Source organism: Ahrensia sp. R2A130 (assembly GCF_000179775.1).
Classification (GTDB): Bacteria; Pseudomonadota; Alphaproteobacteria; order Rhizobiales; family Rhizobiaceae; genus Pseudahrensia.
On the sequence record NZ_AEEB01000017.1, the window covers coordinates 459,249 to 477,982 of the forward strand.

23 protein-coding genes are annotated in these 18,734 nt (G+C 56.2%); all 23 read left to right on the top strand.

The window, feature by feature from the left end; genetic code table 11:
• Nucleotides 1-140 precede the first annotated feature (140 nt).
• The 23 genes from R2A130_RS18495 (at nt 141) to ccmI (ending at nt 18,733) form a co-directional block, all read left to right on the top strand.
• Nucleotides 141-590 (top strand): hypothetical protein, encoded by a 450-nt coding sequence (locus R2A130_RS18495; protein ID WP_009758210.1) that lies wholly within the window; start codon nt 141-143, stop codon nt 588-590.
• The gene (locus R2A130_RS11425; RefSeq protein ID WP_156798485.1) at nt 532-1,839 is read left to right on the top strand and encodes a terminase large subunit domain-containing protein; all 1,308 of its coding nucleotides are present in this window, start codon (nt 532-534) and stop codon (nt 1,837-1,839) included. The genes R2A130_RS18495 and R2A130_RS11425 overlap by 59 nt, the downstream gene beginning before the upstream one ends.
• Nucleotides 1,840-1,887: 48 nt before the next feature.
• A complete protein-coding gene (locus R2A130_RS11430) occupies nt 1,888-3,093 on the top strand; it encodes a phage portal protein (RefSeq protein WP_009758212.1) in 1,206 nt (401 codons plus the stop codon).
• Nucleotides 3,090-3,761, top strand: coding sequence for an HK97 family phage prohead protease (locus tag R2A130_RS11435; protein ID WP_009758213.1), 672 nt, complete (start codon nt 3,090-3,092; stop codon nt 3,759-3,761). Before R2A130_RS11430 ends, R2A130_RS11435 begins: the two co-directional genes overlap by 4 nt.
• Nucleotides 3,762-3,786: 25 nt before the next feature.
• Entirely contained in the window at nt 3,787-5,043 is a 1,257-nt protein-coding gene (locus R2A130_RS11440; protein WP_040305659.1) for a phage major capsid protein, read from the top strand.
• 145 nt (nt 5,044-5,188) lie between these two features.
• Complete coding sequence (locus R2A130_RS11445) at nt 5,189-5,761, top strand: head-tail connector protein (protein WP_009758215.1); 573 nt, start codon at nt 5,189-5,191, stop codon at nt 5,759-5,761.
• The gene (locus tag R2A130_RS11450) at nt 5,758-6,093 is read left to right on the top strand and encodes a phage head closure protein (protein WP_009758216.1); all 336 of its coding nucleotides are present in this window, start codon (nt 5,758-5,760) and stop codon (nt 6,091-6,093) included. Before R2A130_RS11445 ends, R2A130_RS11450 begins: the two co-directional genes overlap by 4 nt.
• The gene (locus R2A130_RS11455) at nt 6,090-6,329 is read left to right on the top strand and encodes a hypothetical protein (protein ID WP_009758217.1); all 240 of its coding nucleotides are present in this window, start codon (nt 6,090-6,092) and stop codon (nt 6,327-6,329) included. Before R2A130_RS11450 ends, R2A130_RS11455 begins: the two co-directional genes overlap by 4 nt.
• Nucleotides 6,326-6,742 carry a DUF3168 domain-containing protein gene (locus tag R2A130_RS11460; RefSeq protein WP_009758218.1) on the top strand — a complete coding sequence of 139 codons (417 nt, stop codon included), beginning with the start codon at nt 6,326-6,328 and terminating at the stop codon, nt 6,740-6,742. Before R2A130_RS11455 ends, R2A130_RS11460 begins: the two co-directional genes overlap by 4 nt.
• Nucleotides 6,743-6,766: 24 nt before the next feature.
• Nucleotides 6,767-7,183 (top strand): phage major tail protein, TP901-1 family, encoded by a 417-nt coding sequence (locus R2A130_RS11465; protein WP_009758219.1) that lies wholly within the window; start codon nt 6,767-6,769, stop codon nt 7,181-7,183.
• Complete coding sequence (locus R2A130_RS11470; protein ID WP_009758220.1) at nt 7,183-7,530, top strand: gene transfer agent family protein; 348 nt, start codon at nt 7,183-7,185, stop codon at nt 7,528-7,530. The genes R2A130_RS11465 and R2A130_RS11470 overlap by 1 nt, the downstream gene beginning before the upstream one ends.
• Nucleotides 7,523-7,756: a phage tail assembly chaperone gene (locus R2A130_RS11475; protein WP_009758221.1), complete on the top strand. Its 234-nt coding sequence runs from the start codon at nt 7,523-7,525 to the stop codon at nt 7,754-7,756. Before R2A130_RS11470 ends, R2A130_RS11475 begins: the two co-directional genes overlap by 8 nt.
• A complete protein-coding gene (locus R2A130_RS11480; RefSeq protein WP_009758222.1) occupies nt 7,746-8,327 on the top strand; it encodes a phage tail tape measure protein in 582 nt (193 codons plus the stop codon). Before R2A130_RS11475 ends, R2A130_RS11480 begins: the two co-directional genes overlap by 11 nt.
• 18 nt (nt 8,328-8,345) lie before the next feature.
• Complete coding sequence (locus R2A130_RS11485; protein ID WP_009758223.1) at nt 8,346-8,999, top strand: DUF2460 domain-containing protein; 654 nt, start codon at nt 8,346-8,348, stop codon at nt 8,997-8,999.
• Nucleotides 8,996-9,877 carry a DUF2163 domain-containing protein gene (locus R2A130_RS11490; RefSeq protein ID WP_009758224.1) on the top strand — a complete coding sequence of 294 codons (882 nt, stop codon included), beginning with the start codon at nt 8,996-8,998 and terminating at the stop codon, nt 9,875-9,877. The genes R2A130_RS11485 and R2A130_RS11490 overlap by 4 nt, the downstream gene beginning before the upstream one ends.
• 20 nt (nt 9,878-9,897) lie before the next feature.
• The gene (locus R2A130_RS11495) at nt 9,898-10,362 is read left to right on the top strand and encodes an NlpC/P60 family protein (RefSeq protein WP_009758225.1); all 465 of its coding nucleotides are present in this window, start codon (nt 9,898-9,900) and stop codon (nt 10,360-10,362) included.
• Nucleotides 10,362-14,195, top strand: coding sequence for a glycoside hydrolase TIM-barrel-like domain-containing protein (locus R2A130_RS11500; RefSeq protein WP_009758226.1), 3,834 nt, complete (start codon nt 10,362-10,364; stop codon nt 14,193-14,195). Before R2A130_RS11495 ends, R2A130_RS11500 begins: the two co-directional genes overlap by 1 nt.
• A gap of 26 nt (nt 14,196-14,221) precedes the next feature.
• Complete coding sequence (locus tag R2A130_RS11505; protein ID WP_009758227.1) at nt 14,222-14,428, top strand: hypothetical protein; 207 nt, start codon at nt 14,222-14,224, stop codon at nt 14,426-14,428.
• Between the two features lie 358 nt (nt 14,429-14,786).
• A complete protein-coding gene (locus tag R2A130_RS18500; RefSeq protein WP_009758229.1) occupies nt 14,787-15,008 on the top strand; it encodes a hypothetical protein in 222 nt (73 codons plus the stop codon).
• Between the two features lie 41 nt (nt 15,009-15,049).
• On the top strand, nt 15,050-15,700 hold the full coding sequence (locus R2A130_RS11515; protein ID WP_009758230.1) for a response regulator transcription factor: 651 nt from the start codon (nt 15,050-15,052) through the stop codon (nt 15,698-15,700).
• Nucleotides 15,697-17,130, top strand: coding sequence for an ATP-binding protein (locus R2A130_RS11520; RefSeq protein WP_009758231.1), 1,434 nt, complete (start codon nt 15,697-15,699; stop codon nt 17,128-17,130). The genes R2A130_RS11515 and R2A130_RS11520 overlap by 4 nt, the downstream gene beginning before the upstream one ends.
• A 6-nt stretch (nt 17,131-17,136) precedes the next feature.
• Entirely contained in the window at nt 17,137-17,544 is a 408-nt protein-coding gene (locus tag R2A130_RS17635; RefSeq protein ID WP_009758232.1) for a LipA protein, read from the top strand.
• A 70-nt stretch (nt 17,545-17,614) separates the two neighbouring features.
• Complete coding sequence (ccmI, locus tag R2A130_RS11530; RefSeq protein ID WP_009758233.1) at nt 17,615-18,733, top strand: c-type cytochrome biogenesis protein CcmI; 1,119 nt, start codon at nt 17,615-17,617, stop codon at nt 18,731-18,733.
• The last annotated feature ends 1 nt before the right edge of the window (nt 18,734 follow it).

An 18,734-nucleotide genomic window follows, 5' to 3' on the forward strand; every position in this document is an offset into this window, starting at 1 on the left:
CGTGTAGTCTTAAGACACAATCGGAGAACTGGGCCACTGGCGCTTCGATACACAACAAATTGCCTGTCGGCGCTTCACCATCTGGTGCGGCGCTTTTTTATGTCCGGCATTACCAAATCAATTCATTGATAGGAGCGACCATGAAGCAGCCTAACAGGCATAAATGGTTGGCCGCTCGACGTTTGCACGAAGCTTACGGTGTCGATCATCACGTTATTGCCGATGTTGCCGACACGACCTTAGCCGCGATCCGCTATCGCGCATCAAGCGAAGGATGGGGCCACCCTGGCATGGCCTTCGCGCTTCATGCGCGGCTGCTGAAACTCGTTGAGGCGCAGTTCGACCGCATCGCCAACAGTGATGAAAGTATCGAGAAAACTGCCCGTGCAACTGCGTCGGTGGCGAAGATCGTCGAGGATGCACTCGATCACGATAACAAAGAACGCGAGAAATTTGCCAATGATCGATACGCCGATGACAAAAACGGCAGTGACGATGACTGGCGGAAAACTTTCCTCGCGCGAGTGGAAGATGCAGCTCGGGCAGAATGCGAAGACGGAAACGGGAAACAGCCTCTTAGCGCCATTTGAGCTGGCGAACCAAACCGAAGCGGAGGGATTTTGGCCGCCAAAGGCGCGGCTGTCGCAACTCCCACCTGAAGGAAATTGGTCGACGTGGTTGCTGATGGGCGGGCGCGGTTCCGGCAAGACCAGAACTGGTGCCGAATGGGTGAAAGGCATGGTTCTCGGTCAAGACTGGTGCACGCTACGTGCTGTTGGAAGCATTGCGCTTGTGGGTGAAACATATGCGGATATCCGCGAAGTTATGGTGGATGGCGAGTCCGGTCTGTTGGCTATTCATGCCTCCAATGAGCGCCCGATCTTTGTCAGTTCGCGGCGGCGTCTGGAATGGCAAAACGGAGCGGTAGCACAGCTGTTTTCATCCGAAGATCCGGATGGCTTGCGTGGGCCGCAATTTGAAATTGCCTGGTGCGATGAATTGGCGAAATGGAAAAACGCCGAAGCGACATGGGACACACTTCAACTTGGTCTTCGATTGGGTAATTGCCCCCGTCAGGTTGTCACAACAACACCAAAAGCGGTGCCTTTGCTGAAACGGATCATCAACGATCAAGCCACGGTGATTTCGCGCATGAGAACGGTAGAAAACGAGGCGCACTTGGCTCCCAATTTTCTGGATCGCGTCACCAAGCTCTACGGCGGCACGTCGCTAGGCCGTCAGGAACTCGACGGTGAATTGATCGAGGATCGCGAAGACGGTCTTTGGTCACGTCCCATGTTGCAGCGGTGCCGTGTTCGCAAACATCCACCGCTGCAGCGTATCATCGTTGCCGTCGATCCACCGGTGACCGGCCACGCGCATTCCGATGCATGCGGTCTGGTTGCCGTGGGGCAGGGCGAGGATGGACAAGCCTATATATTGGAGGACCGGACGATTGGGGCGGTGTCGCCGGCCCGATGGGCTGCGGCCGCTGTCGCGCTGTACAGGCGGTTGGGCGCAGACCGTCTGGTCATCGAAACCAACCAGGGCGGCGACATGGCCGAAAGCGTTCTGCGCGCAGTCGATCCTGATCTGGCGATCAAACAGGTGAAGGCAACACGGGGAAAATGGTTGCGGGCCGAGCCCGTAGCTCACCTTTATGAGCGGGGGCTGGTCCACCACGTCGGGCCGCTGCCAGAACTCGAAGACGAAATGTGCGACTTCGGCCTTGATGGCCTCAGTCGTGGATCATCTCCAGACAGGCTCGATGCGCTGGTCTGGGGACTGACGGAATTGATGCTCAAACGGACGGGCTCGCCGCGCGCGCGCTCCATCTGACGACACGGCAGGCAGCTTTTCGCTGCTGCCCAACAACAGGAACATTTTATGAAACATCCGTTCCGCTGGTTCGCGCCGGCGCGATCCGGCACGTCTGCCGGTCACCAGATTGAAGAAAAAGCAGCAGCGCCCATGAATTCGGCAATGTTTGCGATAGCTGGTTCCGGCACGGCCATCTGGTCGAATGCCGACTACGCCACAATGGCAAAGCGTGGCTACATGTCGAACCCGGTCGTCTATCGCTGCATCAGGCACATTGCCCAAACCGCCGCTGCTGTGCCTCTTCTGGCCTATGATGGCGCACAGGAGCTCGACACCCATCCAGCGCTCGATCTGCTGCGGCGCCCCAATGAGCGTCAAGGCGGTTCGGATTTTATGGAGGCGCTGATCGGGCATCTTCTGGTGTCCGGCAATGCCTATATTCACGGTGCCGCTATTGATGGCGCTCCCCGTGAACTGCATCTTCTGCGTCCCGATCAGGTCGTTGCAACCACAGGCCGTGATGGCTGGGTGACGGGTTACGAACACACCAGTGGCACGGCCCGCACCCGATACATGGCTGATGAGGCTGATGGCTGGTTGCCGGTTCTCCATATTGCGCTGTTCCACCCACTTGAGGACGCGCAGGGTTTTGCACCGCTTCAAGCTGCGCTGACCGCGCTAGATGTTCACAACGCCGCCAACCGCTGGAACAAGGCGCTGCTGGACAATTCAGCCCGTCCATCCGGCGCGCTGGTTTATAGCGGTGGCCATGATGACAACCTGACCGACGAGCAATTTTCTCGTCTCAAATCCGAACTGGAAGATGGATATACGGGAACAGCAAGCGCTGGCCGACCTTTGCTCCTCGAAGGCGGTCTCGATTGGAAACCAATGGGGCACAGCCCCAAGGATATGGACTTCATCGAAGCGCGAAACGGTGCTGCGCGAGATATCGCGCTCGCCTTCGGCGTACCGCCAATGTTGCTAGGAATTCCCGGTGACGCGACCTACGCCAATTACCGCGAGGCCAATCGCGCATTTTTACGTCATACGATGGTGCCAACGCTATCGCGCATTCTGGATGGCCTGTCCCACTGGCTTGCCCCCCGCTTCGAGGGCGGGCTGCGCCTGGCCATGGACGAAGACTGTATCGATGGTCTCGGCGAGGACCGGCAGGCCATATGGGATCGACTGAAAGACGCGGATTATCTGACCGATGATGAGAAACGCGAGATGTTGGGCTTCTCGCCAATGTCGGAGGCCACAAAATGACCGCTGCACCGGAAATCAAACGCAGCGTCCTGCGTGTCGAAGAACTATCCGAAAACGGCACCTTCAGCGGTTACGCCAGCCTTTTCGGTAAAACCGATCTTGGGAAGGATCGCGTCGAACGGGGTGCATTCCGCAAATCGCTGAAAGTCCGAGGCGTCGCAGGCGTCCGCATGTTGTACCAACATGATCCGGCAAGTCCCATAGGGACATGGCTCGACATTCGCGAGGATGCGAAAGGGCTTCTGGTAAAGGGGCGCATTGTCGAAGACACGCCTCGTGGTGCCGAAGTTCTGACTCTCATGCGCGCTGGTGCGGTGGACGGCTTGTCCATCGGTTTCAAAACGATCCGCTCGAAGCCCGCAGGGCAGGCAGGCGTGCGCTCAATTCTCGAAGCCGATCTTTGGGAAATTTCTATCGTGACCTTCCCGATGCTGCCGCAAGCGCGGGTATCGCAAGTCAAATCGGGTGCCGGACAGGCTTTGCCGTCCGTTCGCACCTTCGAACGCTGGCTCACGCGGGATGCTGGGCTGTCGAGAAGTCAGGCGAAGACGATCATCGCCAAGGGCTTCGTCCACCTTTCGGGTCAGCGGGACGCTGCGCCTACTTCAGCCGATATGGCCGCCAGAATTCGGCAGGCCACCGCGCTGATGCAATCTCACCGCACATAACGAAATTGAACAGGACGTGTTGCACATGACCGCACACCACACCGCCGCCCCCGAAACGAAAATGGGAACTGGTACAGACGTCGCCGAAGCTTTCGACGACTTCATGATGGCCTTCGAGGCCTTCAAGGAAACCAACGACGAGCGCCTCGCGCAAATCGAAACACAAGTCACCGCCGATCCGGTAACCGAAGAAAAGATGGCCCGGATCGACCGCGCTGTCGAAGACCATAAACGCCGCCTCGACAACATGCTGCTGAAAAGTCAGCGACCATCTCTGTCGTCCGGTGGCGTTGTCACCAGCGCAGCGCAGATGGAGCACAAATCGGGCTTCCACTCTTACATGCGAAACGGCTCCGATCATGGCCTTCGCGGGCTGGAAGAGAAGGCGATGTCCGTCTCATCCGACCCCGATGGCGGCTACCTCGTGCCGGAGGAATTGTCGACCGAGATCGGTCGTCGCCTTGCTGCTATCTCGCCCATCCGCTCGATTGCCAGCGTTCGTGAGGTCTCCGGCAACGTCTATAAAAAGCCGTTCGCATCCACCGGTCCGGTGGTCGGCTGGGTCGGCGAAACGGAGGCTCGGGCAATCACCGCGTCGCCGTCGCTGGCCGAACTGCAGTTCCCGACAATGGAACTCTACGCCATGCCGGCAGCAACTTCTGTGTTGCTGGAAGATACGGCCATCGATCTAGACCGATGGATTGGCGAAGAAGTCGAAGTGGCGTTTGCCGAGCAGGAAAGCGCTGCCTTCATCAACGGTGATGGCGTCAATAAACCTACAGGCTTCTTGAGCGCCTCGCAGGTTGATGAGACCAACTGGTCATGGGGCAATCTCGGCACCATCGCCACGGGCGCTGCAGGTGAGTTCGATCCGGCAACAGGTGCCGACGTGCTGGTGGATACGATCTACGCGCTGAAGGCGGGCTACCGTCAGAACGCCAGCTTCGTGATGAACCGCCGAACCCAGGCGGAAATCCGTAAGTTGAAAGACGCCGATGGAAACTACCTGTGGCAGGCTCCGGCCATGCCGGGCACTGCAGCGATGCTGATGGGCTTCCCGGTCGTTGAAGCGGAAGACATGCCGGACATTGCCAACGACGAAACGGCAATCGCCTTCGGCGACTTCCGTCGCGGTTACCTCGTGGTGGACCGGACCGGCGTTCGCGTGTTGCGCGATCCGTATTCTGCAAAACCCTACGTGCTCTTCTACACCACCAAGCGTGTTGGCGGCGGTATTCAGGACTTCGATGCCATCAAACTGGTGAAATTCGGCACGGCGTAAGCCCCTCCCACTTGCGGTGGATCGGGTTCTAGAACCCGCCCGATCCACCTTCCGTGCCGTCAGACGGCCCTGCTTTCGCATGTCGAGAGTGGGGCCGTTTTTGTTTTCAGAAACGGGTTCCCATCAATTTCGGGAGAAAGATCACATGACCACAGCCATAATCACGCCGCCTGCACTGGAGCCGTTAACGCTCGCAGATGCGAAACTGCATTTGCGTATCGAACATGCCGATGAAGACGACTTCATCACTCAAACCATCGCTGCCGCCCGTCAGTATGTCGAAGCGGTTACTGGCGAACGCATGTTGACCCAAGCCTGGCGGCAATACGTTTCCGACTGGCCGTCCAACCGAGGCGTGCGTCTGGAAATTTCGCCGGTCCAATCTGTAGTGGCCGTCACTGCATTCGACCGTGAAGGTGTGCCTCATCAGATCGCGCCGGAAGACACGGAACTCGTGCGCGGCAGTCGCCCGCAACTGTTGATGTTTTCCGCAAGCGTCGATCCGAGTTTGGCGGCAAATGGTCTGGAGATCGATCTGACGGTCGGGCAGGGCGACCTTCCCACGGATGTTTCGCCCGCACTGCGACAGGCCGTCGCGATGCTGGTAGCCCATTGGTACGAATTTCGGGGCGCCGTCTCGCCATCGCAACAGCCCGTATCGCTGCCCGCCGGTCTCGACGCGTTGCTGCGTCCCTTCAAACGTGTGGGGCTGACATGAGCCGAACTTTTCACGATCCCGGTGCGCTGAACCACCGTATGGGCCTGGAAAGTTTGCTCGAAACCGCTGACGGTATCGGCTCGCTCGACAAGCAGTTTCAACCGGTGGCTACCGTATGGGCTGCCCTCGAACCGAAGCGCCATGATGAACGCCTGCTCGCGCAACAGATCGACGAACAGGGTAGTCACATCATCACAATCCGCTTTCGACCCGACGTGGCGACCGGTTGGCGCTTTGTGGAAGGCGACCGTTCGTTCGAGATCGTCGCCATCACCGACCCCGACGAGCGACACCGCTATCTGCAATGCCATACGAAGGAGGTCGCTCGATGAACCTGTCGTTGAAATTGACCGCCAATTCGCTGTCGCGTGCGTTGACGCAGCTGACAAAAACACCTGCCTTCGATGACGCCATGGAAACTGCGGCTAACGAAGCTGCTGATCGCCTCGAACCGTCTTTGGCAGCATCAGGCAGCGATTTTCAGCCGCGCATTGTGTCGAGCGCTAACGGTCCTGTTCTCAAGGCCGCCGCAACCGATGCAGCTATTGTGCGCGAGGTGCTGACATGAAGGATGCAACTCTCGCTGTTCATAAGGCAGCGTACCAAGCGCTTTATGCCGACACCGACCTACAAGCCGAACTCGGTGGCGCGCGTATTTTTGACCGGGTGCCGGAACGCGCCCGCCCGCCTTACGTCGTTCTGGGTGATGCGCGCAGCGACGACTGGAGCACCGCGACCGAAGGCGGCGAAGCCATCGTTTTCTTCGTTCACATTTGGACCCGCAGTGGTCACCGGCGCGACAACCATGCGCTGCAGGCCCACGCAAAACGCATCCTCACCGCAGATGGCCTGACCATCGAAGACCACCATCTCGTGGCGCAACGCTATCAGTTTTCCGACACGAGACGCGACCGCTTGCACGGTTATCTGCACGGCGTGCTGCGTTTTCGTGCGGTTACCGAACCTGTGACCAACATCTGATCCCACCACATTCAGGAGGCCATCATGGCTGCCCAAAAAGGAAAAGATCTTCTGCTGAAGATCATCGACCCCATCTCACAACTTCCCACCACGGTTGCTGGAATGCGAAGCCGACGCATCGCATTCAACGCTGAAAGTGTCGACGTGACGGATTTCGAAAGCGCCGGTCGCTGGCGTGAACTGCTGGCAGGCGCAGGGGTTCAACGCGCTGCGATTTCCGGCTCCGGCATATTCAAAGACGCTGCGTCCGACGCGAAAATCCGCACGCAGTTTTTTGCTGGTGCGGTCACGCGCTTCCAAACCGTATTGCCGGACTTCGGCACGCTCGAAGGCGACTTCCAGATCGTATCGCTAGAGTACGGCGCGGAACATAATGGCGAAGTGACCTTCGACATGTCGCTGGAATCTGCAGGTGCGATCACCTTCACGGCAGCAGCCTAATGGTGAACCGTCATCGTGGAGAAATACCCGCACGGCTGGACGGCCGCGATTGGACCATGTGTTTGACACTTGGCGCGTTGGCAGAGTTGGAAGCTGCATTCGAAGCTGATGATCTGCAAACGCTCGCCGAGCGTTTTTCAAAAGGCAAGCTTCGCGCGCGAGATCTGAGCCGCATCATTACAGCCGGGCTGCGCGGGGCAGGGCACTTGGTCGAGCTGGAAGAGGTAGAGCAGATGCAGGCTGACGGCGGCGCAATCGGCTTCGCGCGACTGGCTGGCGAACTGCTGCAAGTCACCTTTGGCGAACCCTTCGATGAAAATAATGTTCAGGCAAAAGTCATTGGCTGAGCCGCAACCGTTTCCATGGGCTGAAGCCATGGCCTTCGGCTTCGGGCGCTTGAAACTTTCATCGGCTGAATTCTGGGCACTCACCTTACCGGAACTGGCAGCTGCTATGCGCGCTTACGGTTTGGGTGAGCCAAATACTGTCGATCGAGACTGGTTGAATGGGGCGCTCAAAGACCACCCTGACCCGCAGCCAAACATCACTATGGGAGATGAATATGACCGATGATGAATTGGCCGTCACCATACCGGTAAAGGCTGACATAGCACCGTTTTCGGACGCCTTGGGCAGTCTGGAAAAGCAGAGCGACCGTTTCGGCCGCGCCTTTTCCAGTAGCCTCAAATCCGCTGTCACCAGTGGGCGCAGTTTCAACGACACGTTGAAAGACATGGCACTGCGCATGAGTTCCATCGCGTTGGATGCAGGTTTCAAACCTCTTGAGAACCTGGCGTCGGGGTTATTCCAGAACCTTGCCTCAGCTCTCGTCCCATCTGGTTTCGGTGGGGGCGGGGGAACACCCGCAATCACGCCGTTTGCAAAAGGTGGGATCGTCGCTTCGCCCACTTTTTTCGGCTCCGGCGGCAGCGTTGGGTTGATGGGTGAGGCAGGTGCAGAAGCCATTATGCCGCTGTCCCGCGGCAGCGATGGCAAGCTGGGTGTGAAGATGCAGGGCGGCTCTGCTCCCGTGAATGTGACGTTCAACGTGTCCACCCCGGATGCCACCAGCTTCCGGCGGTCGCAGTCGCAGCTGTCCGCAATGCTCGCCCGCACTGTCGGTCGCGGTCAGCGCAATCTCTGATTTGAAAAGGGCGCAACGATGCCTCTCGACAACCAATTTCACGATGTGCGGTTTCCGACCGACATCGCGCTTCAATCCAGCGGCGGCCCGATGCGGGAGACGCGAATTGTAACGCTCGGCTCAGGACGCGAACAGCGCAACCAGCGTTGGGCGCGATCCAGACGCCGGTTCGAAGCGGGGTATGGCGTGAAAGACATGGAGGCTTTGCGCCGTGTCGTTGCTTTCTACGAAGCAAGGCGTGGACCGCTTCACCCGTTCCGCTATCGCGATCCACTGGACTGGAGCACTGCTGCTGAGGGGCAACCTATAAGCAGCGATGACGAATTGTTGGGTGTTGGCGACGGTGTGCAAACTTCGTTCGTGCTTTCGAAGGCCTATGGCGAAGAGGCGACATCAGCCTATCGACGGTCAATCGATCTGCCGACATTGAGCACGCTTGTGATCGCTGTCGATGGTGTTGCGTCAACTCTAGACCAGGACTTCGACGCCGACCTGACACCGGGAACGGTCACCTTTCGGCAAGGGCATGCTCCGCCTGAGGGAGCCACTGTTACCGCTGGTTTCGAGTTCGACGTTCCGGTGCGGTTCGAGGCTGACGAATTGATGGTCAATCTGGCCGCGTTCACCGCAGGCGAGGTGCCGTCCATTCCACTCATGGAGGTTCTGCTGTGAGAGCGTTTTCACCTGAACTAACAAGCCATCTGTTCAAGGATGCAACGACACTTTGCACCTGCTGGATCGTTCGACGGCGCGACGGTGCCGTGTTGGGCTTTACCGATCATGATGCACCATTGGATGTTGATGGAACCCGCTGCGAAGCGGCCACTGGTTTCGAGCCGACCACGGCAGTAACCGAACTCGGACTGGCACCCGACAACCAGCAGATTGCTGGTGCGCTAAGCGCAGACGCCATTTCCTCTGAAGACTTGCAACTTGGCAGATATGATGGAGCAAATGTTGAGGTCTGGTTGGTGAACTGGGCGCGTGCTGATAGTCAAAAACACCATCTTCGCACCTTCATTTTGGGTGAGGTTGTACGTTCGGGTGCTGCTTTTTCCGCCGAGCTTCGCGCCTTGGCGAGCTTGCTCGACCAACCGATTGGACGAACGTTCAGCCGCAGTTGTGATGCAACCGTTGGGGACAGCAGATGCGGTGTCGACCTCTCCGACAGCCGGTTCCGTTTTGAGGCTCAGGTAATATCTGTCACCGATCGCCTAACAGTAGAAATAATTGACCCGATCAGCTTCGATGACGGCTGGTTCTCAAACGGCAAATTGCGTTGGGTATCGGGGAGGAATTCCGGCACGTCGAGCGAGATTTCCCGTCACGTCGGCAAACGCATTTCGTTGTGGCAAGCACCCGCGTTTCCACCTTCTTCAGACGATCAATGTGTGCTCACGGCAGGGTGCAACAAGACATTCGCGCAATGCCGTAACCGTTTTGAAAACGGCGATAACTTTCGCGGTTTTCCCCATATGCCCGGTGGCGATCTTTCGCTTGGCTACGCTGATCGTGACACGCTGCATGACGGTTCGCCTCTCGTCGTCTGATCTACTCTTTAGGAGTTTCTATGAAAAATCATGAAGTGGGCGAGCGCGTCGTTGCAACGGCGCGCCAATGGCTAGGCACGCCCTACATCCATCAAGCCTCTGTAAAAGGTGTCGGTGCAGATTGTATCGGGCTCATTCGCGGGGTCTGGCGCGAGGTGGAAGGCCAAGAACCACAGCAACTGCCGAACTATTCTAGCACATGGTCAGATCCCACGGGCCAAGAAGACCTGTTGGTGGCCGGATACACTCACTTTCGTGAAGTGGCATTTGGTGAAGATCAGCCGGGCGATGTGCTCATTTTCCGTATGCGCCGCGGCTCGGCTGCAAAGCATGCTGGCATTCTGTCGAGCAGCCGTCACTTCATTCATGCTTACGAAGGCAACACGGTCGTAGAGAGTGCATTATCCTCTTTCTGGTCTGATCGCATAGGCGGTATTTTCCGCTTTCCTTCATCTGTTTGTAGCGATGTGAAGGAGCCAGACTAATGGCCACACTCGTACTTCAAACCCTTGGCGCAACTGTTGGTACTGCTTTGGGCGGGCCGATTGGTGGTGCGATTGGGAGCGCACTTGGTGCGACTGCAGGCTCCGCAATAGATCAAAGGCTATTCGGTCCGGGTGACCGAAGTGTTCAGGGCCCGCGTCTGGATTCCGTTCGCATTCTCACGTCGCGAGAAGGTGCACCAATTGCACGCGCATATGGGCGAACCCGTATCGCGGGTGAAATCATCTGGGCAACGCAGTTGCAAGAAGTGCAGACCGTTCAGCGACAGAAGAGCGGCGGCAAGGGCAGCGCGCCAAAAACCACCACAACGACGTATACATATCTTGCCAATTTCGCGATCGGTCTGTGCGAAGGGCCGATTGGTGGCGTTGGCAGAATTTGGGCTGACGGCAAGTTGCTGGAACAAACGGGTGCAACAATCCGGGTTCACAACGGCGATCAGCAGCAGCTTCCCGACAGTCTGATAGAAGCGAAGCAGGGAAGTGGCGCTGCGCCTGCCTATCGCGGCACGGCATACATTGTGTTCGAGCGACTTGCGCTGGAGCGCTACGGCAACCGCATTCCCCAAATCTCGGTCGAAGTGCTGAATGCAATTGGTGACGTCGAAAAAAGCCTGCAGGGAGTCAATTTAATTCCGGGGGCGACAGAATTCGGTTACGATACGCAACCGGTAATTGAACGTGTAGATGCGGTGGAAAGCCGCTCGCTGAACGTCAACCAAACCGTTGCGACGACCGATTTCCTAGCCAGTATAGATGCTTTGCAAGCAAGTGTTCCAGGGATCGAGCAAGTGGCGCTTGTCGTATCCTGGTTCGGTGATGACTTGAGGGCCGGACAATGTAGCGTGGCACCGCGCGTTGAAGTCCCAGCGCGCAACATCACGTCCGGCCAAGGATGGTCTGTCGCGGGTATAGGTCGCCAGGATGCACGAACTGTGTCGCAGATTGAAGGTCGACCGGCCTATGGCGGAACGCCAAGTGATGGTTCGGTGCTTCGCGCCATCGCCGAATTGAAACGTCGCGGCTTACGTGTGGCTCTCAATCCGTTTGTGCTGATGGATGTTCCTGCTGGTAATGAACTACCGGCACCGGATGGAAGTGCATCCCAACCGGCCTTTCCGTGGCGGGGTCAAATTACCTGCGATCCGGCTGAGGGTATTGCAGAAACAGTCAACAAAACCGCCGCCGCTCGTCAGCAGGTTCAATCTTTCGCAAGTCAGAATGAGTGGTCCTATCGCCGCCTGATTCAGCACTACGTTGCGCTCGCTAAACTGGCGGGCGGCGTGGATGTGTTTATTATCGGTTCCGAGATGCGTGGGCTAACTCATGTCCGCGATGACAACGATGCTTTTCCCTTCGTGGAAGAACTGCGGTTTCTTGCAGCCCATGCAAAGCAGGAACTGGGAGCGTCTTGCACCGTCACATATGGTGCTGATTGGAGCGAGTATTTCGGCCATCAACCTGATGATGGTTCCGGCGATGTATTCTACAACCTTGATCCGCTCTGGGCTGATCCATCAATCGACGCGGTGGGTATCGACAACTATCTGCCGCTGACCGATTGGCGTGATGCTGGCGATCCGGTTGATGCCTTAAGATCAGTTTCCGATCCAGAATACCTAGCCGCAGGTTTTGCTGGAGGTGAGGGCTTCGACTGGTTTTACGCTTCTGAAGTAGATCGCAAGGCAGGGCAGCGAACGCCCATCACGGACGGCCTTGGCAAGCCATGGGTTTATCGACCAAAGGACATTCGTTCGTGGTGGGAAAACGAACATTATGAGAGGAGAAATGGCACCGAATTAGCTGGCTCTTCATCCTGGGTGCCTGAATCCAAACCCGTCATCTTCACCGAATACGGATGCCCCGCCATTCATAACGGGACTAACCAACCTAACGTTTTCTTTGACCCGAAATCCGACCAAAGCAGCTTTCCCTACTTTTCGTCTGGCAGTCGCGATGACGCCGTGCAGCGCGCGTATTTAAGGGCTACCAACGTCTATTGGAGCAATCTGGACAACAATCCACAATCGACAAGCTTCAACGGTTCGATGGTCGATCTGTCGCGAAGTCAGGCATGGGCATGGGATGCAAGACCGTTCCCAAATTTCCCACTCGATGACGAACTTTGGAGTGATGGAGCAAACTGGCAGCGCGGCCATTGGTTGAACGGCCGCATGGGTGGTATCGCCATGGCAGATCTGATTGTTGATCTGTTGCGTCGCAGCGGAATAGAAAACTACGATGTATCGAGGCTGGAAGAAGTTGCCGACGGTTATATCGTTGCAGAAACCGGCTCGGTTCGTGCCGCAATCGAAGTCCTCATCGAACTTTATGGGTGGGACGTATTCGAAGATGCCGGCGTCTTGAACTTTGTCTCGCGTGGAATCATCGAACCTGCTCTAATCGGTGATCACGAAATTGCATCGGTTGAGGTTGACCGGGCTCTGGTCGAATACTCCATCGAACAGGAAAGCGAGTTACCTGCCACGGTCCATCTTCAAGCTATCGACGGTCTTGAAGATTACCAAGAGGTACAGCGCAGCGCGCGCAGGATTGATAGCGCTTCATTGAGGCAGCAATCTTTTTCTGCCCCGATTGTAGTTGATGCGATGCAGGCAGAGCGACAACTGTTGCGTTGGCTACATGACGGTTGGACGGGAAGGCACTCGGTCACATTTGCTTTGCCACGCTGGTATCAGAATCTCACCGTTGGTGATCTCATAACTTTCGCTTCAGACGAGGGCGGTCGGATTTATCGAATTGCGCAGGTTGAAGAAGGTGATGTGCTGGAGGTCACGGGGCGCGCTACCGAATTTCCACGTCTTACTTCGACGACCGCTGCAGATGAAGTCCGAAAATATTCCAGTCGTAACCCAGCCACCAAACCGCTCGTCCGCTTTCTTGATTTACCTGTGTTGCCTATAAGCGCCGGTGCCTCAGGCAACTGGGTTGTTGCGACCAGTCGTCCGTGGACCGGCGCTCTAAGCGCCTTTGCGTCACCAACCTCCATTGACTTCGACTATCGCGGTGCGATTGAGCAACAAGCAACTGTCGGGGAAATACAAGAAGGCGCAGCGGGTTGCGGTACTATCTCAAGATGGGACGATGCTGCACGGCCCGTCATAACATTGTTCACCGGAACGCTCTCATCTGCGGAAACTACCCAGGTGCTTGCAGGTGGAAATGCAATAGCTGTGCGCCACCAAGAAGGTTGGGAAATCGTACAGTTCCAACAAGCCGAGCTGGTTGCCGACAGCAGATGGAGACTGTCCCGCCTGCTACGCGGGCAAGCGGGCACCGAAGCGCTCGCATTGAACCCTTTGCAAGCTGGTCGTGATGTTGTGTTGCTTGATGGCGCGCTAACACCGTTGCCGATTGCGGACAATGAACTGGGCCTGGCCCTTAATTGGCGCGTTGGCTCGGGTGATAACCCGCTTAGCGACGCGTCTTTTACAGGCGCTTCTTACGTTTCTGGGTACCGAAGTGTGACGCCGCTTAGTCCCGTCCATCTTAAAATTTCCGGTTCTGAAACCGATGGCTTTTCTACTAGCTGGATAAGGCGGGATCGCAGTGACGTCGGTGACTGGAATGCGGTCGAAACGGCAATGAGCGAAGTGGAAGAGCGCTACAGCGCGACGTTACTTTTTGCATCAGGTGCTGAAATTACCCACGACATACAGCAATCTGAAACAGTGTTTTCTGCTTCTGAAATATCGTCCAAAACTCAGTCAGGCGACAGTGTCTCCGGCTTCCGGGTCGCGCAAATGAGCACCAGCTACGGTCTTGGCGACCCTGCATTTCTTACAATCAACTAATCCGAAACCTATAAAAGGAGATCACTATGACTGAATCTAAACCTTGGTATCTATCCCGCACAATTTGGGCATCTCTTGTCGCCGTGGCGGCTGCATTGTCGTCGGCATTCGGGCACACGGTTGATGACGGGATGCAAACTCAACTTACTGAAGCTGCAATGCAGATCGTTGCCGTTGGAGCATCGCTCATCGCCGTGTTTGGAAGGCTGGCAGCCACATCAATCATTGAATGACAGTTCCATTGGCGCCTTTGCAGCGCTGCTTAAATGGATGCTTGATATCCTGCGCCGCCATTGGCGGCGCAGGTTTGAAGCCGAAGGGAGAAAGCGTGCATTGGCCAGAAAGCGGCAGGCTCAGAAAATCCGTAAGGCTATTCGTGATAGCACTGGGCGCAGCGGCAGTCTCAAGCTGCGCGAAGATGACGGTTTCAAGCGGGATGATTGACGACTGCGCGTTGTTTCAACCAATCATGTGGAGCGCAGCAGATAGTGATGAAACTCTGCGACAAGTACGGGAGCACAATGCGGTTTGGACAAATTTGTGCGGCCCTCGTTCATCGACGGTTCAGCTAGAGCCTGCTAACGATACATTATGAAAACTCGTATTGCCCTTTCCGCATTATTTGCGTTGACGCTCATCCACGCCACACCCGGTCATGCCGATGTGTGCGGGCAAAAGGCTGCTGCCTATGCCGCTAGCTCCGGCGCTAGCGTTCTTGCAGTGCGGGATACCGGCTCTTCATGCCGCGTAACCGTCCTCATTCCTTCCAGCACTGGTGCGCCGAGGCGTAAAACGGTTACGCTGCGCAAGTAGCCACGCTTTCGCTTCAGTCGAAGAAGTAAGGACCATCATGCATGCGCATTCTTGTCGTTGAAGATGATCGCGATCTCAATCGCCAACTCGTCTCTGCGCTAGAAGAGGCAAGTTACGTGGTGGACTCTGCAAGCGACGGTGAAGAAGGTCATTTTCTCGGTGATACCGAACCCTATGATGCGGTAATCCTTGATGTAGGCCTTCCTGAACTCGACGGCATTAGCGTGTTGGAGAAATGGCGGCGGGGCGGGCGATCAATGCCTGTTTTGCTGCTCACCGCCCGCGACCGCTGGAGCGACAAAGTTGCTGGCATTGATGCTGGTGCTGATGACTACGTCGCCAAACCATTTCACATGGAAGAGGTCCTTGCCCGCTTACGCGCGCTGATCCGCCGCGCAGCAGGTCATTCCAGTGCAGAGATAGAAATTGGAAAAGTGCTCCTTGATACGCGCCAGTCTCGCGTTTTCATGGACGGGACGCCGGTAAAGCTAACGTCCCACGAGTTTCGGCTTCTGTCATATTTGATGCACCACAAGGGTGAAATCGTTTCCCGGACCGAGCTCATCGAACATCTATACGATCAGGACTTCGATAAAGATTCCAACACGATTGAGGTCTTCGTCGGCAGGCTGCGCAAGAAACTGCATAGCGATGTCATCGAGACTGTACGAGGTTTAGGCTACCGCGTTTGACGAAAGGCGGCGAGACCCAAACTGTAGGTTCAATGTCGCTGGCACTGCGGCTAACCTTGTTCATCGGCATGTGGCTTGCTGTTGCGCTTATTCTGACCGGGCTTGTGCTTTCGGCACTATTTGCAGCAAACGCGCGCAACAATTTTCGTGACCTATTGCAAGCACATGCGCTTAACATCATTGCGGTAATTAATGTTGGCGATGATGGTCAGTTGAACGGTCTGCCCGATCTTGGCGATCCTCGTTTTCGTCAACCGCTCTCCGGTTGGTATTGGGCTGTTTCCAAGGCAAATTCCTCTGACGTGTTGCTTCTGCGATCCCCCAATCTTCCTGACACATTTCTCGAAACGGCCCCGGTTGCCGCTCCACCATTCGATGACCGCTTCAGTAGAAGTTACCGCATGGATGTTGCTGGAATTGGCATGATCCGCAGGCTTGAAAACCAACTGTATTTTGGAGAGGGCGACGAACTTTATCAGGTGCTCGTCGCGGGTAATGTGGCGGATGTAAGCGAAGCCATCTTTGAGTTTAATAGCCGCCTCATAGCGGCATTTACGGTCCTCGCTATAATTTCCTCTATAGCTTCTTGGTTCATAGTAAGACTGGGTCTTCGCCCGTTGAACCGCACCACCACAGCCTTGGCTGCCCTTCGCGAAGGACGGTCTGAAACCGTAGAAGGGCCATTTCCTGCTGAAGTTGCACCGCTCACAAAAGAATTGAATGCGTTGCTGGACGCGAACGCTTCGGTGCTAGAGCGCGCGCGAACCCAAGTCGGCAATCTCGCGCATGCTTTGAAAACACCATTGGCTGTTTTGAAGAATGAAGCCGAGGCCTCCAAGGCTCCAGAAATGCAGCTAGTCTCGCAGCAGGTCGAGGCGATGACCAACCAAATCGGCACTTATCTGGAGCGGGCAAATATCGCAGCCCAGCGAGGCGTCATCAATTCCCGCACTCCAGTCGGACCTCTCGTTGAGCGTATCGTCTCAGTTATGGGCAAACTATTTCCCGATACGAACTTCACCGTGACGAACGAAGCACCTCAGGCATTGTTTCGAGGTGAGGAGCAGGATCTCGAAGAGGTCTTGGGCAATTTACTCGAGAATGCTGCCCGTTTTGCTGATAGATTGGTCGAAATTTCGGTATCCCCGCATCATAAAGATAACGGGCAAATTATCCTGTCTGTCGAAGATGACGGTCCCGGAATGACCGACGATGAAATGAGCGAAGCAACCGCTCGCGGTAAACGGTTCGACGAACTCTCAGCCGGTTCAGGCCTCGGCCTATCCATCGTCAGAGATATTGCTTTAGAATATCGAGGAAGCCTGTCTTTGAGCCGAAGCACGAATGGCGGTTTGCGCGCTGCCGTTTTTCTGCCAAGTGCGGGCGTCACAAAGCCTCCTGAAACTTCGCATTCCAAGAAAGCCGGCTAGTTCAAGATGCGCCACGCACTATTCATAATTCTGGCAGGCTCTTTGGTCCTAACCTCTTGCACCGGCTTCGGACGAACATCGCCCGATACATCGCTGACAAATGGTGCGGATGATCAGCAAGCCCTCATCGCTCGCGTAAACCCAACCATCACAAAGGGCTTATCCCGACCTGAAAAAGATGTGCTGGCGGACGCGGAGTCGAGGGCTCTCAACTTCGCGCAAGCAGGTGATCCCGTGCGATGGGTCGGGGACAATTCAAAAACCAAAGGTGAAATTCGCGCGCAAGCAACGTTTCGTGTTGGTGGTAACACATGCCGCAAGTTTTCCCATGTGGTCACAACCGATGGCGAAACACGGCGCGGCAGTGCAACCGCCTGTCGTCAGGGCGATGATAGCTGGCAATTGATAACGTGATGACGCTCGTGTGTTCGGGCGTGATACCTGGTCGCGTTGCCATCCTCCACAGCTGGGATATGTCCTGATCATGACCTTTTGGATCATCGTACTCGCCATGCTTTTGATCGCTGCACTTTTCGTGCTGCGGCCGATGCTGCGTGCTGTTCCCGTTGAGCAGGCTGAAGAGGTGACCGCTACCGACATCTATCGTGCCGAATTGCGTGAGCTGAACGATCGCATCGCCAGTACCGATGGCGATAGTGATGTGTTGGAAGCCGAGCGTGTCGAACTGGCTCGGCGGCTCTTGGCGGCTGAAGATGATTTGAAGAACCGGCAAACTGCGTCGGGAGCAACGAGATCGTTACGCTGGGCAAGCGTTGCTTCTATTTTGGCAGTCCCGGCTTTAGTTTTGCCGGCTTACTTGTCGATTGGGTCGCCGGGTTTGCCCGATGCACCGCGTCTCGATCCTTCCAGTGTTAATCTCGCCGGACAATCGGTCGACCAGATGGTTTTGATAGCAGAGCGACACCTTGCCAAAAATCCCGACGACATTCGTGGCTGGAAAGTTCTGGCGGAGACTTATGGCCGGTTAAACCGCCCACTTGGTCGAGCGCGAGCACTGCGCCGTGTGGCAGAGCTTGGTGAAGACACACCGTTTCTGAAAAGTGAGTTGGGTGAAGCTCTCACTGTTGCCGCAGGTAATATTGTAACCGGCCCGGCCAGACGTTTGTTTGAAAAGGCGCTTGCGGAAGAGCCCACACAACCCAAGGCCAATCTTTATATGGCTCTTGCATTGGAGCAGGACGGCAGGGTTGGTGAAGCGCTAACCCGCTGGAAGGCGCTGCAAGCCACACGCCCTGAAGATCAACGCTTTCAGCAACTTGCTGCGGCGAGCATTGCGAGACTAGAAGCTCGCGTTCCGAGTAAGCGTGCCGGTGAAATAGCAGCTTTACCTCAAGCTGAACGTCAGTCGATGATCGAAAATATGGTTGAAGGTCTTGCTGAACGTCTCAATGAAGAGCCTAACGATTTCCAAGGTTGGGTGCGCCTCATTCGCTCTTACAACGTTTTGGGCCGCGACGCTGAGGCGCAGGCAGCGTTCGGCAAGGCAGTCACAATCTTTGCTGAAGATCAAAGCAATGTAGGAAATTTACAGAATCTGGCCAAGTCCCTCGGGCTAAAGCCTGCCGAAAAGACGGATGGATGAG